Origin of the sequence: Erwinia plantamica (assembly GCF_043420595.1) — a bacterium.
In the GTDB taxonomy this organism is placed as follows: domain Bacteria; phylum Pseudomonadota; class Gammaproteobacteria; order Enterobacterales; family Enterobacteriaceae; genus Erwinia; species Erwinia aeris.
The window spans coordinates 39,314-54,361 of the sequence record NZ_JBGCUC010000015.1 but is presented as its reverse complement, the minus strand read 5'-3'; the positions used below and the strand labels follow the sequence as shown (position 1 = coordinate 54,361).

General features: G+C 61.6%; 9 protein-coding genes. 3 read left to right on the top strand and 6 right to left on the bottom strand.

Annotation, left to right across the window (positions count from 1 at the left end; all coding sequences use genetic code 11):
• Window positions 1-38: 38 nt before the first annotated feature.
• The 6 genes from hmsP to bcsR all read right to left on the bottom strand — a co-directional run bounded on the left by hmsP (window position 39) and on the right by bcsR (window position 11,489).
• Window positions 39-2,024 (bottom strand): biofilm formation regulator HmsP, encoded by a 1,986-nt coding sequence (gene hmsP, locus AB3U87_RS15940; protein ID WP_253456478.1) that lies wholly within the window; start codon window positions 2,022-2,024, stop codon window positions 39-41.
• A gap of 153 nt (window positions 2,025-2,177) precedes the next feature.
• Window positions 2,178-5,642, bottom strand: coding sequence for a cellulose synthase complex outer membrane protein BcsC (gene bcsC, locus AB3U87_RS15935; protein ID WP_301251497.1), 3,465 nt, complete (start codon window positions 5,640-5,642; stop codon window positions 2,178-2,180).
• Entirely contained in the window at window positions 5,642-7,954 is a 2,313-nt protein-coding gene (bcsB, locus tag AB3U87_RS15930; RefSeq protein WP_394149700.1) for a cellulose biosynthesis cyclic di-GMP-binding regulatory protein BcsB, read from the bottom strand. The genes bcsC and bcsB overlap by 1 nt, the downstream gene beginning before the upstream one ends.
• A gap of 21 nt (window positions 7,955-7,975) precedes the next feature.
• Window positions 7,976-10,570 (bottom strand): UDP-forming cellulose synthase catalytic subunit, encoded by a 2,595-nt coding sequence (gene bcsA, locus AB3U87_RS15925; RefSeq protein ID WP_394149698.1) that lies wholly within the window; start codon window positions 10,568-10,570, stop codon window positions 7,976-7,978.
• Window positions 10,567-11,295, bottom strand: coding sequence for a cellulose biosynthesis protein BcsQ (gene bcsQ, locus AB3U87_RS15920; RefSeq protein WP_253456491.1), 729 nt, complete (start codon window positions 11,293-11,295; stop codon window positions 10,567-10,569). The genes bcsA and bcsQ overlap by 4 nt, the downstream gene beginning before the upstream one ends.
• Window positions 11,295-11,489, bottom strand: coding sequence for a cellulose biosynthesis protein BcsR (gene bcsR, locus AB3U87_RS15915; protein WP_369895389.1), 195 nt, complete (start codon window positions 11,487-11,489; stop codon window positions 11,295-11,297). The genes bcsQ and bcsR overlap by 1 nt, the downstream gene beginning before the upstream one ends.
• 176 nt (window positions 11,490-11,665) lie before the next feature.
• On the opposite strand from bcsR, the gene bcsE reads away from it, so the two are divergent.
• From bcsE to bcsG, 3 genes are read left to right on the top strand one after another with little or no spacing between them, the layout of a single operon-like run.
• A complete protein-coding gene (gene bcsE, locus AB3U87_RS15910) occupies window positions 11,666-13,198 on the top strand; it encodes a cellulose biosynthesis protein BcsE (protein WP_369895388.1) in 1,533 nt (510 codons plus the stop codon).
• Window positions 13,195-13,380, top strand: coding sequence for a cellulose biosynthesis protein BcsF (gene bcsF, locus AB3U87_RS15905; protein WP_253456500.1), 186 nt, complete (start codon window positions 13,195-13,197; stop codon window positions 13,378-13,380). Before bcsE ends, bcsF begins: the two co-directional genes overlap by 4 nt.
• Window positions 13,377-15,029 carry a cellulose biosynthesis protein BcsG gene (gene bcsG / locus AB3U87_RS15900; protein ID WP_394149695.1) on the top strand — a complete coding sequence of 551 codons (1,653 nt, stop codon included), beginning with the start codon at window positions 13,377-13,379 and terminating at the stop codon, window positions 15,027-15,029. The genes bcsF and bcsG overlap by 4 nt, the downstream gene beginning before the upstream one ends.
• Window positions 15,030-15,048 lie beyond the last annotated feature (19 nt).

Genomic DNA, 15,048 nt, shown 5'->3' with positions numbered 1-15,048 from the left:
GCGTGCCGGTTGTTTCTTTCAGTCACAAAAGCCCGCCCTTAAAAATAGAGGCGCTCGAACTCCGCGATGGGCAACGCGCCAGCGTAGAGATAGCCCTGCCCGATATGAATGCCGCGCGCCAGCAGCCAGTCGCGCTGCTCAACGGTTTCCACGCCTTCGGCAATCACTTCCAGCTGCATGATCTCTGCGATAGCCGCCACGATACGCACCATGGCGTTCTCTTCCGGCAGCGGGCTGACGAAGCTGCGATCCATCTTCAGCTTGCTGACCGGCAGCGACTTAAACTGGCTCAGCCAGTTTAAATTGGCGTAGCCCATGCCAAAATCGTCCAGCGCGACAGCGACGCCCGCCTGCTGCAAATCGTTCAGCAGCCGCAGCGCCAACGCTGGTTCACCGACCTGTGCCGTTTCGGTAAGCTCCAGCATCAGGCTGCCTGGCGCAATCTGATACTGTTGGATCAGCGTTTGCAGATGCGCCACCCTGTCCGGTTCGCGCAGCTGCACGGCGGAAATATTCACGCTGAGCGGCAGCGTGATACCGCGTTTTTGCCAGCCAGCCAGCACGCGACAAGCCTCTTCAAATACCCAGCGGCCCAGCGCGTGGATCACGCCGGATTCTTCCGCGCTGACGATCAGGTCTTCCGGCAGGCTCCAGCTGCCGTCCGGCTGACGCATACGCAGCAACACCTCTGCGCCGACCGGCTGGCCGCTGCGCATATCAATCTGCGGCTGCAGGAACAGCGCGAACTGCCCGTCGCTCAGCCCCTGCAAAATATCGTGCTCCTGCGTCAGCCGCTTATGCGCCCGTTCGGTCATGGTGGCATCGAAAAAGAGGATCTGATTTTTCCCTTCAAGGCGCGCCGACATCATGGCCGACGCCGCCCGGCTCAGCAGCTCCGTCGCGCTCAGATGAGCGTCTTCCCGCGTCGCCATACCGATGCTGAGGCTGGGCCGGATCTGCATCTCATGCAGCATAACAGGCTGGGTCAGGCGCAGCAGCAGCAGCCGGGCCATGCGCATGGCGCGGACAGGCGTAGCGCGTTTCATCAGCAGCACAAAATCGCTGTCCGACAGCTGGCCGGTCAGCGTCTGCCCGTCGATGCAGTTGCGAATTTTATCCAGCAGCGTCAGCGTCAGCGCGTCGCGCTGCTCGTCCGCCACCACGCCGTTCGCTTCCTGTAGCGTCTCGATGCGCAGCACCATCAGCGTGAAGCCGTCTTTATCCGCTATTGCGTTGATGTGCTGCTCAAGCAGCGCCAGGAACAGCGTCTGATTGGGCAGATTGGTCAGCGCAACGCGCGTAGTCAAACGACGCATCTCATCGTGCACCGTCTCGATAACTTGCTGATTGTGGTTATAACTGCGGATCAGCATGCCCAGCTCGTCGTCGCGATGGCGGGCGGGCAGCGCCAGCTGATGGCCGATCGCCTCCTGCGGCGGCAGATCGTGCAGCTCGGCGGCGATCCTGCGCAGCGGCCTGACGATCAGTTTATTAATGCACCAGCTGATAGCGACCGACAGGATCAGCGCCAGCAGCAGGTAGGTCGTCACCATGGTGGAGAGCGCGCTGAGGATAAACTGATAAACGCGCCAGGAGTCCGCCTGCAACACCAGCAGCGCCAGCGGCTTGGGGTTGGAAGGCCCCACCGAATAGAGCGGCACCGTGATTTGCACCGGCAGTTCAAAAATAGTGGCGATAAGCTTCGGCACCGGCTTCGTCGGTTCAAAATCGGTGTGCAGCGTCTGTAGCCCGTTGGGCAACACGACTTCGGCGCGCGCCAGAATACCGGCGGGCTTAAGGGAATTAAGAATACGTTCAGCCTGGCCGATATCCGCCTTCAGCACCGACTGCGACAGCGGCTGGCGCACGGTATGCGCGACGTTTTCCATCTGCTGGGCATAGTCAATCCTGCGCTGCTGCACAAAATGGAAAAGTTGAATGACGATAAAAATCAGGATGGTGACCACCGCGACGCCGGATACCGTCGCCATCTGTTTTATCGTTAACGAACGACTAACGCGCAAGCCTGTTCTCCGCAAAGCTGACTGCCGCCAAAGCGGGCGGCAAAAACAGCCCTGAGTATATCCTATGACAGGCGCTTGTTAAGTTATCCCTTGCAGCCAGGGGTCGATTAGGTGTTTTCCGACAGGAAATCGGCGCTCGGACAACACAGATCGCTATTTAAAGTCCGCATAAGGCGTCAGCGGCTGCGACGGCATATCGAGATCGCCTTCCCAACCCGCCATGGAATAGCGCAGATAAATCATGCCGTGGCTGGGCGTATAGTCCTCCGCCTGCTGAATATCCATTCCCAGGCCCAGCGTCCAGTGCGCGCTTAACCGACGCTCTACCGCCGCCTGCAGCGTATAGCCAAAGCCACTGCTACTGCTGCTGGTGCCCTGCGGATTATCGCTGGTCAGCGCGCCGAAACTTAACGGATAGCGCGACTGCGCGTGGGTGCGGGAGTGGGACCAGGAAACCGAACCGCCCACGTCGAACGACCAGTTTTCCGTGCGCTGACGGTAATTGAGCGGCACCGACAGCGAGTTATAGGTTTGCGGGCTGTAGTAGCCGCCCTGGCCGAGCGAATAGTCGCTTAAGTCGCGGGTGTAGTGCCATAACATGCCGTTCAGGCCAATAGTTGCCCGTCGGTTGTCTTCGTTGAGCAGCTTATAGTAGTAGCCGACCATCAGCCGTTCACGGGCGTTGTCCTTGACGTTTTCACCGGTGATCTGATGGGCGCTGATATCGGCCCAGACGCCGTGCGCGCCGCCTTTGTCGTAGCTCAGGCCCACCGCGCCGCCGGTGGCGACCACGCCGCCCCAGGTTTTGCCGCTGGCGGTATTGGGATCGCGCGCGCCCGCGTAGGCCAGCAGCGAGCTGGAAATGGGACGGCGGGAGGCGGTGAGCGACACGCCAAGATCGCTCAGGCTGGTGTTCCAGGTGAAGCCGCCAACCCAGTTGGTTACCTCAAAGCCCAGCGGCGTGGTGCCGATATCCGCCGACCATTTGTCGCTGTTGTAGCCGACGCCAACGCTGGTGCCGTTCTGATGCTGGCGGAAATCCCGGTTGCAGGTTGCGTCAGCATTGGCGCAGGTGCCGAAATTTTCATCAATATTGCCGAGGCTGTTGGGCGAGAAGGTGCCCGCTGAAATATCCACGTTATCCAGCCGCAGCCAGCCTTTGCCCTGGCCGAACGGCGTTTCCGCCTGCGCCATAGTAGTGTGCGCGGTGAAATCGGAAACACCGCCGGTGCCTTTATTTCTGGCGTAATCCTCCGCCAGCGTCAGCGTGGTGTCCTGCTGGCGCGCCAGATCGGCCGCTTCGCTGCGGATGCCGCGCTTCAGCCAGTCATCCTGCTCGTTATTGCGCGTCAGCCGCGTATAGTCTTCGGTGCTTTGCGGCGCCGTCGTAGCGATGCCGCTGGCGACCATCGCCTGACGATAATCATACTGCGCGGCGGCAGGATCGTTCTGCGCCGCTTCCAGCCTTGCCGCATCGCGAAACACCAGCGCGCTGCTTTGCGAAGGCATCTCCTGCGCCGCCTTTGGCTTGAGCAGGCCATACAGCGTGGCGGCGCGGGCGGTATCGCCGACGCTTTGCGCCGCGTTCGCCACCCGCCGTCCGGTATTGACGCTGGCTTCCGCTACGGCCGACGGTAAAGCCTGCAACTGCTGTTTGGCGGCGGGCAGATCCCCTAACGCCACCAGCGCTTCGATTTCGCCCAGCCGCGCGTCGTTATTCTGCGGCTCTTTCTCGCCAACGTCGCGATAGCGCGTCAGCGCCTGCTGCGCATCGCCGCGCGCCAGCGCCCAGTCCGCCTCGGTCAGCGCAATGCGGCTGGAAGGCGGCAGCTGGCCCAGCAGGGCAACGGCCTGGCTTTCCTGGCCGTTGGCGCGCAGCTCTTCGGCGCGGGCAATAACCCTGTCCGTTTCCAGCCGATCGTTCAGCGCCTTAATGTTCGCGTCCCATTTTGCGGCGGGCAAAGCCTGAAGCTGCCGCATCGCCTCCTCTGCGCGATCGCTGCCGGAAAGATAGAGCGCGTAAGCATAGGCCTGCGTCGGCACGCCGGGCTGGCGCTGCGCCATTGCCGCCATCTGCCGATCCGCCGCCTGAGGCTGGCCCGCCTGACGCAGCGCGCCCGCCAGCCGATAGTTCAGCCAGATATCATCCGGTGCGCCCTGCTGCGCCTGGCGATACTGTTCCGCCGCCTCTGCCCAGCGCCCGGCCGCCGCCTGTTTATCGCCTTCCGCACTCAGCGTGCTGCTGCGCAGGCTGGCGAGCGTCGCGCCAAGCGAGCGCTTCTGCGCCGCAGGCAGGCCGTTGATAAAGGCCAGCGCCTTTTCCGGCGACTGCTGTTGATAGAGCGTGACCAGCCGCTGCGTCGCCGTGGCGTTGTCCGGATCAAGCTGGCGCGCGCGGCGGAAAAGCGCCTCGGCGGCGTCGGCATTTTTCTGCGCCACCGCCACATCGCCCAGGCCAATCAGCGCGTAGCCGTCGGTGTTGTCCAGAGCTTGCGCCTGCTGATAGCTCCGCGTCGCGCCGCGAACGTCGCCTGCCGCCAGCGCTTTGTCGCCTGCGGCAATCGCCAGCCAGTAGCGGTTGGATTGCAGCAGGCTTTGCCACTTACCGATGTCCGTGCCCTGCGCATCTGCCGCCACGGCGCGCTGAAAATAGCCGTCCGCTTCTTCACGTTTGTTAGCGCGCGACAGCGCCTGACCCATCGCGCCCAGCAGATCGGGATCGTTGGGGCTGGCCTGTAGCGCCGCCCGCAGCGCCGGGATCGCCGCCGTGCTCTCGCCTTTATCGATCAGCGCCAGTCCGCGCAGCCGCTGTTGATAGGCGGGATCCGCCAGCATTTGCTCCTGCCGCGCCAGCTCAAGCTGACCGTCCGCCTGCGGTTTATCGCTGGTGAAGGTGCGCAGATAGGTTTGCAGCTGCGCCACGGTCTGTGAGGTAACCGGCTGCGACCTGATGTCGTTCAGCCACAGCTCGGCGGCCTGCGTCCTTCCCGCCGGTTCGTTGGCGACCTCCTGTAGCTGCTTAATCGCGGCCGCGCGGTTGTCGCCAAGCTGCATCTGCGCAATCGCCATTTTGACATTGACGTTGCCCGGCGCGTCCCGATCCAGCGCCTCCAGCTGCGTTAAGGCCAGCGGCTGCTGCTCGGGCAGGCGAGCCACCAGCCGCCAGTATTCCAGCGCGAGATCGCTGGAAGGAAACACGCCGTGGAACAGCTTGTCCCAGGCCGCTCGCGCCTCGGGAAGATGGCCGGAAGCCGCCAGCAGTCTGGCCTGCTGTAGCTGCTGCCGTCCTTCTTCGGCAACCAGCAACAGGCTCGCTTCGGCCTGGCGAGTGGCTACCGCGTCGGGGGCGATTGTTTTCAGTCGCGTCAGCCTTTCCCGCGCCCGATCCTGCTGGCCCGAGCGCAAATCCTGACGGATCTGCGCCGCCAGCACCTGCGGATTGTCCGGCGCAATCTTTTCCAGCCGATAAAGCGACTGGCTGACCAGATCGAACTTGTTGGTCGCTTCGCCGACGCGCACCTGCTGTAGCAGCCAGTCAACGGGCGAAACTTGCGCCGTCTCGGCCGCCATGCCGCTCAGCGGCAGCAGCAGCGCGGGTGCCAGCCAGTGCGGGTTCATTACAGATCGTCCTCATCGCCTAAGCGACGGCGGCTGATGCTGCGCATTAAACGCCACAGCAGCAGCGCGAACAGGATCACCACCACGGCGGCAAACGCGGCCAGCATAATCGGATGCGTGGCCAGCGCGTTCCAGACGCGCTCCCACCACGGCAGATGGCCGATATACCAGGTGTCGCCCACGCGCAGGCTGTTCACGCCGGATTCCCGGATCACCGAGGCCGAACCGAAAATCGCCGCGCGTTTACCGCTGTCGATCAGCGCGCCGTTCAGCAGCTGCCAGGCGCGAGGACTGTCCGCCAGCAGCGCCACCACGCTTCGCTGGTCGTGGAAAGGTGATTTAAAGCTGACGATCGCCGCCATCGGCCCGCTGGAGCTGATGGTGGTCTGGCTTTCCGCGTACATGTCGTTAGTCGACAGAGGCCGCGTGGAAAAGTCGTTCTGGCGATTAGGCTTGTTGACCCAGCTTTTCGCCGCATCCACCAGCAGGTTGATTTTGCTGTCGTCCTTCAACGTCTGCGGGATTTCGCCAATCATCAGCAGATCGTCATCCTGCTCTTGCGCCTTGCTCCAGTCATCGGTCATTTTCACTTTCAGCGCCGGATAGCCGGTCTGCGCAGAAATATTGCCCAGCGCGTTCAGCAGCGCGCTGACCTTGTCCGCCTCTGGCCGCGCGTTAACCAGCACCAGCGTTTGTGCCAGGTCGGCATTGCGGCTGAAAGGGAAACCCGCGTTGGCGAAGGCACGCAGCGACGGCATCTGTATATAGTGGCGGTAGCCGGAGAAATCGATAGTGGAGTTATCATCAATCACCACGTGATTGGACACCGGGGTAACGGTGGCGCAGCGGCTCTCTTTCGTGGCGCTGTTATAGGTGCCGCCGTAAAAGAGGCTGGCGTAATCGAAGTCGAAGCGCAGCTGGTTTACCACGCCCAGGCGCAGCGCCGGAATGGTCAACTGGGTGCTGCTGTCGGTCAGACCCTGCACCAGCGGGATGCGCAGCAGCTGTCTGCCGTTGTCGTGCTTGCCCGACAGCGGATAATCCTGCACGAACTGGTTGTTCAGGTTAACCGCCAGCCGGGAGCCGTCTTCCTGCATCGGCGTGGTGTAGCGATAGGTGATATTCATATCGATGCCGCGCGCGCGCACCAGGAAGAGATCCGGCGGCAGTTTCAGCGTCAGCGCAATGGGGTTCGGCTGTAGGCCGTCGCTTTGTAGCTGGTTGGCATACTGTTGCAGCTCGCCAAAGGTGGTCGGCCTGTCGGTGCGCACCCAGTTCGGCGCGTCATACGGCTTGCGGGGCATCAGCTCTTTCACCTCGTCCACCGTTGCGCTTTGCCCGCGCAGCAGCACCTCGCCCTGCGCAATCCCCTGCACCGCCTTCAGCAGATCGTTATCGTCGCGTCCCATCACCAGCAGCATTTTCTCCCAGGGATTTTGCGGCTGATTGACGATGGCGATGGTCGGCTTATCCACCGGCGGCAGCGTTTTTAAAAAGTCCGGCCGCTGGTCGTTGGTGGCAAACACCACCGCGTGCTGCTGCTCCGGCAGCTGGTTATAGAGCACCGGAAACGACTGCCCGCGCCAGTCCGCTTTGGTGCCGAACCAGGAAGCCAGCACGGCGGCGGCTTTTTGCTGCCCCAGGCCCGGCGCGCCGGCAAAGACCATCGGCAGGATCAGCGGACGGTTATCGCGCGAATCAAAAAACGGCTCCGGGAAATGCGAGAGATCGTCCTGCAGCGGCAGCTTTTGCAGCGTCAGCGCCAGCGAGCTTTCCTTGCCGATATCCAGCCAGACGGCGCTGTTAGCGGGGTTTTCGCACATATTGGCGTAGTGGCCGACCAGCTCCAGCCGGACGCGGTTAAAGTCGCTGATAAAACGCGGATCCAGCGGCAGCTGGATCTGGCTGGTTTTGCCTGCCTGATCCTGCGCGATCGGCACCAGTCCGACCATTTCATCGTTCAGATAGACCTTAAGATGCGAAACCACAGGCAGCAGCGCAGGCGAAGGGCGATAGCTGAGCGTCAGCAGCGCTTTGGTCACCAGCTCGTCGCTGCGCACGCCGAATTCAATCTGCCCCTGGGTTCGGGTGCCGGTCAGCGTGAAAACGCCCGGCGGCGGCGCGATCTGGGCAAAAGTGCGCGTCACGTCGCGTACCGGCGCGGCGGGATCGACAGCGACCGGCGCGGCAGGATCGGCCGCGGCAGGCGCGTCCGTAGCGGTCATCGGCAGCGGCGCAGAGTCGGGCGCCGCCCAGGTCAGCGGCATAACGCCCATCAGAACAGCAGTGAACCAGCGTAGTTTTCTCGTCATCGTTTCATCATCAACTTTGCGTCAGTGGATCGTGGGATCGGGTCGCCCTGGGCCCCTCGGGAAAAAGGAAGCCAGCCAGCTGGTCAGACGCGTCAGCCCGGCAAACAGCCCGCGCAGCGGCTGCGGGCCGTACTCCGCCAGGCGCAGATAGCCTTTAAAGCCCAGCACCATAATGTCAGCGAAGCTCTGCATCGGTTTGTCTTCAGGAAAACTGTCCTGCCACAGCGCCCAGGTATCGGCGCGGGCGAAGGTGCACTGGATAAATTCCACGTGCTGTCCGGTAGTCAGCTCATGCAGGCGGATCCCGGCACGGCGGCCAAAGGTACGCTGCACCACACAGGGAAAACTGAATTCCTGCTGGCCTCGCCGCAGCAGCAGCCAGACCTTTTCATGTTCCTTCAGCTGGTTTTCCTCGCGCAGCTCCAGGCCGACGCCGCCGTCGGAGTAGTCGCGCAGCGTGCACGGCAGCATATGGCCATCTTCACGAGCCAGCGCCGCCGGCATGGCGATCTCTACCCTGTGCGCTTCACGCAGCTGGCGCGCCTCGACGGAAACCGCCACCGCGCCGCCCAGGATAATCATGTTGTAAATCACCCAGACCACGCTGACGAGCACCGTCAGGATTTCCGTGGGCGGGCCATAGTTCAGCCGCCAGACGGCAGCTATCAGACCGGCGACGTTAATCAGCACCAGCAGCATATAGGGTCGGGTGATCACCCAGTCGAGATGCTGCTCTTCCACCAGGCCGCCCTTGGCCGTCACGTTGAATTTGCCCTTATGCGGATTGAACAGCGCCACCGTGGTCGGCCGCGCGATATACCAGGCCAGCACCGTTTCGTAGACCTCGCTCCAGAACGAGTGTCGCCAGCGGCCCTGAATACGCGAGTTGGTCAGGCTGGTGTGCAGCATATGCGGCAGCACGAAAATGGCGATAGCCAGCGCGGGGGCAAAAATGATGTAGGCGTGAAAAAGCAGAAAAGCCAGCGGCGCGAGCAGGAAGATCAGCCGGGGAATGCCGGAAAGGAAGTGCAGCATGGCGTTGGCGTAGCAGAGCCGCTGCACCAGCTTCAGCCCTTTGCCCGTCAGCGGATTATCCAGTCGGAAAATCTGCACCATGCCGCGCGCCCAGCGGATGCGCTGCCCGATATGGGCAGACAGGCTTTCTGTCGCCAGCCCGGCCGCCTGCGGAATACGAATATAGGCGGAGGTGTAGCCTTTGCGGTGCAGGCGCAGCGAGGTATGCGCATCCTCGGTCACGGTATCCACCGCGATGCCGCCGATTTCATCCAGCGCGGTACGTCGGATCACCGCGCAGGAACCGCAGAAAAACGCAGCGTCCCACACGTCGTTGCCGTCCTGCACCAGCCCGTAGAACAGCGTGCCTTCGTTCGGCGTCCGGCGGAAGCGGCCCAGATTGCGTTCAAAAGGATCGGGCGAGAAAAAGTGGTGCGGTGTTTGCAGCATCGCCAGTTTGGGGTCTTTCACAAACCAGCCCAGCGTCATTTGCAGGAACGAGCGCGTTGGCACGTGGTCGCAGTCAAAAATCGACACGAACTCGCTGCGGCAATGGGTACGCAGTGCATGGTTGATATTGCCCGCTTTGGCATGTTCATGCGTTGGACGCGCCACGTAGTGCACGCCGATTTTCTCCGCAAAGGCGCGGAACTCCTCGCGATTGCCGTCATCCAGCACGTAAATATTGAGCTTGTCTTTAGGCCAGTCGATCCCCAGCGCGGCGTACAGCGTGGGCTTCACCACGCTCAGCGGCTCGTTATAGGTCGGCACCAGCAGATCTACCGTCGGCCAGCTGCTGATATCTTCCGGCATGGACACCGGCGGACGATTAAGCGGCCACAGGGTCTGAAAATAGCCGAGGATCAGCACCACCCAGGCATAGGTTTCCGCCGCGATCAGCAGCACGCCGAAAGTCAGGCTCAGCGGATCGTCCCAGTTCAGCGTCGAGGTGTAGCGCCACCACAGATAGCGGCAGGAAATCGTCAGCGACAGCACGATCAGCATCATGGTCGACAGGCGGCCAGGGATGCGCCGTACCACCATCGCCACGCCCCACAGCAGCGCGACAAAGATAAACTGCGTAAAGAGATCGAACGGCTGCGAGATGCAAAGCAGCGCCAGCGCCGTAGCGATCGCAATCGCCACGCCGAACAGCGCTTTACGCAGCGTTGGCGGCACGCGACGCAGCTGGCGTTCAACCCGCTTTTCCATGTCGCGCGCGGCCGCTTTTTCCGGCAGCTTGTCCAGCCAGTTATAGAAGCGCTGGCGCGGCGTTCTCAGGGTATAGCGGCCTGCACGCTCGCTGAGCGAGACGCCGTTAAAAGGAACCACCAGCAGCAGCCACAGCGTTTGCAGCAGATAGCGTAAAATATCCGCAGGATGCGGCCTTTCCGGCGAAATATGCGGATAAAGGCGGCGACGCTGCGCCTGAACCCGCTGCCAGGCTGGCGTTTCAAAACGGAGAAAGGCCCAGCCGAGCGTGACCCAGAAGCACTGGAGCGCGGCGGTTGCCGCCGACGCGCCGTGTTGGCGATAGCCCGCGTAGCGTTCGTGCAGCGCCGCCGTTGCGGCGGGCATCAACAGCCAGTGCAGCGGCCTCATGCGCGCGCCTGCAGATTAATCAGCGCCCAGCTGGCGAAGGTCATCATGCCTTCCGCTGCAAGGCTGTGCGGCCGGTATTCGCCCAGCGGCTGCTTGCTCATCAGCGCTTCCGCCACCGCTTCATCACGATGCAGGGTTAAAGGAATAAAGTTGTTCAGGCTGTTGACCCAAAGCTGATGCAGATCCTGCTGCGCCTTGCTGACCGGAGAAAACTGATTGAGCAGAAACAGCGTGTTGGTGGGGAAAGTTTGCTGAAACAAACGAATATGACAGTTAGCGTCCGGCGTCACCACGCTAAGGATATGGTCGGCCAGCGCCACCATGGCTCGCGTCCAGGGCGTATCGCCAGAGGGCACGTCGAGCAGGATCCAGGGGTAGAGCTTTCTTAACGCGTCGATTTGCGTCAGCCAGGCGTGGGCGTATTTTTCCGGATGGCGAATAAAATCCATCCGTTCATCGTCGTTAAGCCGCCCCGCAGGCACAAAATCCAGCCCCGGCGCGTAGCGCAGCGCGCTCTGCTGCCACGGCTGCCCGTCCATGGCCGCCCGCAGCCAGCCGCGCGACTGCCCCACCGGCATATTAAAGTGCATCCGCAGCAGATTATCGGCCGATAAATCGACGGTAATGACCTGTTCGCCCAGCTGATTGAGCGCCCAGGCAAAAGCAGCGGTCAACGAGGTCGCCCCGGCGCCGCCTCTGACGCTCTGTAGCGCAATCACCGCCATTACTGCTCTCCGGACGACGTAGGATCGGCCAGCTCGGCCAGCAGCGGCCAGCGGTCCAGGATCCCGGCCAGCCTTTCCTGGCGATCGATATCGATATAGCGCCAGTTCTGTAGCGAAAAAGCGCGTTCCAGTTGCGCAATATCGTCCTGGGTTCCACGCGCCAGCGGCCGCGTTTTGTCAGACTGTTGACTCATAGAGATAGCCCCAGAAGGCAGCAAAAAATTCCCCCCGAGCAAGAAAATTCTTAGGTCGGGCGCAGGTCGGTTTGCTATAAGTTGTAATGTATATTAGCCAGAATACAATGATGCTACTTCATTTTTTAACTGGACTACACTCTAGCCGTAGAACAAGCCGGGTTGCGAAATATCTTATGACACCTCCATTTACGTTAGGATTTGAACAGGTCAGAGATGAGTTGATGCTGATGCAGCCGTCGGGATGTTACTGGCTGACGGCCAACCGTCAGGAAGACGCCCGTTGTCTGGCCCGTCAGTGTATCGCCGCGCAGCATACCGTTACGCTGATAGCGTCAGGCCTGGCGCCGGATACGCTGCTTTCGCCCGCGCCCGTCGGCGGGCCTGCGGCCATCCCGCTTTTCTCTCTGCCGGAGACCCGTCGGGCGCTGCACGCTTTTACCGACGATCTGGCTCGCGTGTTGTCAGAAAAACCTCGTCTGGTCCTGTTTTTTGCCCCCGCTTCCCTGTGGGAAAAGTTAAGTCAGGACGAGCTGCGGCTGTGGACAAAAAAGATACAACACTTTCTTAATGCTAAACCCATCACGCTGCTAATCATTAGCTTTGGTTCAGTAATCAACGCGCTGCGCACCCGGCTGCAAAGTCTTTATCGTCATGTCGATGGCCTGGCGCAGCTGGACTGGCAGCAGGACTGCTGGGATTACCGCATCAACTGGTGGGCTAACAGCGGCGGAATGCTGGCCGATCGCGCATTACGTCTGGATCTGAATATGGACCACTTCAGGCTGTTGGAGGCAGAGCAAAGCACGCCGCTGACGCTGAACGACGAAGCGCTCTATCTGGCGGAGAAAACAGTACTGGAAGGCGCGCCGCCGCTGTCGAGCCAGTGGACGCTGTTTGACAGCAATGCGGAACTGCACAACCGCGCGCAGCAGGCCAGCGCGGCAACGGTGATTTTCAGCCTACAGCACAACGACCAGATCCCGGCGCTGGCGGAACAGATCCATAGCCTGCGCCGCACGCGTGGCAGCGGGTTGAAAATTGTGGTGCGGGAAATGCGGGCGTCGCTGCGCTACAGCGACGAGCGGCTGCTGCTGGCCTGCGGCGTCAACAGCATCGTGCCGATCAACGCCACCATGTCGCGCTTTCTGACCATGCTGGAAGGCATTCAGGGACAATCCTATAACCGCCACGTGCCGGGCGATCTCAGCGCGCTGATGAAGTCGATGCAGCCTTTGCAGGCGCGTGGCTATCTGCCGCTGGCGGACTTTTGCCAGTCGGTGACGCTGCTGGTGAACAATACGCTGCTGCCGGAAAACGGCAAAGGGCTGCTGGTGGCGCTGCGTCCCGTGCCGGAGCTGAAGCCGGAGCAGGCGCTGACGCTGTGTAAGCCGCGTCGCTACGGCGATCTGGTTACCCTGCTGGACGACCGGCTCTATCTGTTTCTCTCCTCCTGCCGCTTCAGCGATTTGAATACCGCACTGAAATTTATTTTTCATCTGCCGCACGACGAGATTTTTACCAACCGGCTGGTCTGGCATGAAGACTTGCAGATCCTGTCGGAAGTCCGCCAGCTGACCAGCAAGGTGCCGACCGCCTGGCGGGATGCGCCCGCGCCTGTCGCCGCGCCGTCGGCGTCGGCCGTGACCGCTCCGCAGGCGCGCCGTCAGCCGCACAATATCACCCTTGGCCAGGACACCACGACATGACATTAATGGATGGAGTGCAAATCCTGATCCTGGCGGTGCTGCTGCTGCTGTTACTGAAACCCTTTTACGCCCGCTGGCTGCCCAGGCAGTGGCGGGGACTGGTGCTGCGGGTCACGCCGCCTCGCGCGCTGAAGTACGAAGGCCTCTGGCGGCGTAACTCTTCAAAATCGGATAAGACATGAGTCAACCAAAGACCCGAAAGCCAACGCTCCTGCTGCACTGGCGCGGTCTCGGCGGCTGGAATTTCTATTTCCTGATCAAATTCGCGCTGCTGTGGTTTGGTTATCTGAATTTCCACGCCCTGACCAACCTGGTATTTCTGGCATGGCTGCTGCTGCCGCTGCCCAACGAGCGGCTGCACCGCTGGCGCAACTGGATCTCCGTTCCCATCGGCCTGGGCCTGTTCTGGCACGATACCTGGCTGCCCGGCCCGCAAAGTATTCTCAGCGAAGGCAGCCAGCTGGCCGGTTTCTCCGGCGCCTATCTGCTGGATCTGGTTAACCGTTTCGTTAACTGGCAGATGATTGGCGCCGGGTTCGTGATGCTGGTGATCTATCTGTTTGTCTCCCAGTGGGTGCGCGTGTCGGTGCTGGTGTCGCTGATGCTGCTGTGGATCAACGTGGTCAATATGGCCGGGCCTTCCTTCGCGCTGTTGCCGACCAAAGAGGCGACGCCGCCGGTGGCGCTGAATACCGCGGCGCAGCCGAACAAAGCCGCGGCCAACGCCAACGCGATGGATCAGTCGGCGCCGCCGACCAGCGCCAACCTGACCGCCTATCTGAATAAGTTTTACGCCAGCGAAAAACAGCGCGTAACGACTTTTCCCGACACGTTGCCTGCCGATTCAGCGCCGTTCGATATTCTGATCGTCAACATCTGCTCGCTCTCGTGGTCCGATGCGGAAGTGGCTCAGCTACGCGATCATCCGCTGTGGAAGCATTTCGATATCGTGCTGAACAACTATAACTCCGCCACCGGCTACAGCGGCCCGGCGGGGATCCGTCTGCTGCGCGCCAGCTGCGGCCAAACCTCGCACAGCGATCTTTATAAGCCGACCGATCGCCGCTGCTATCTGTTCGATAACCTGGCAAAGCTGGGCTTTAAAGAGCAGCTGATGATGGATCATACCGGCGTGTTCGGTAACTATTTGCAGGAGCTGCGCGACGATGGCGATCTGCAGGCGCCGCTGATGTCGCAGGCCGGTATCAGCGCGTCCTGGACCTCGTTCGACAGCACGCCGGTCTTTAACGACGGCGAACTGATGCAGCGCTGGCTGGATGAACGGCAGAAGAGCGCGGACGCCCGCACCGCCACCTTCTATAACCTGATCCCACTGCACGACGGCACCCGCGAGCTGGGCAGCACCAAAACCGCCGCCTGGCAGCCGCGCGCTAAGCTGCTGTTCGATCAGCTTGATACCTTCCTGACCAATCTGGATAAATCGGGTCGTCGGGTAATGGTGATGATCGTGCCGGAGCACGGCGCGGCGCTGGAGGGCGATAAAATGCAGATGTCCGGCCTGCGCGATATTCCCAGCCCGAACATCACGCACGTGCCCGTCGGCATTAAGTTTGCCGGGATGAAAGCGCCGCACCAGGCGCAGCCGATGACCGTGGAGGCGCCGACCAGCCTGCTGGCGCTCTCCAATCTGGTTTCCCGCGTGGTGGACGGCCAGGTGTTCAACGCCGCCAACGTCAATATGTCGGTGCTGACCGAAAACCTGCCGCAAACGCAGGTGGTGTCGGAAAACGACAACGCGGTGGTGATGATGTATCAGGGCAAGCCGTGGATCCGGCTGAACGGCGGCGACTGGGTGGCCTATCCGCAATAGCGGAAGGGGCATCGGCCGA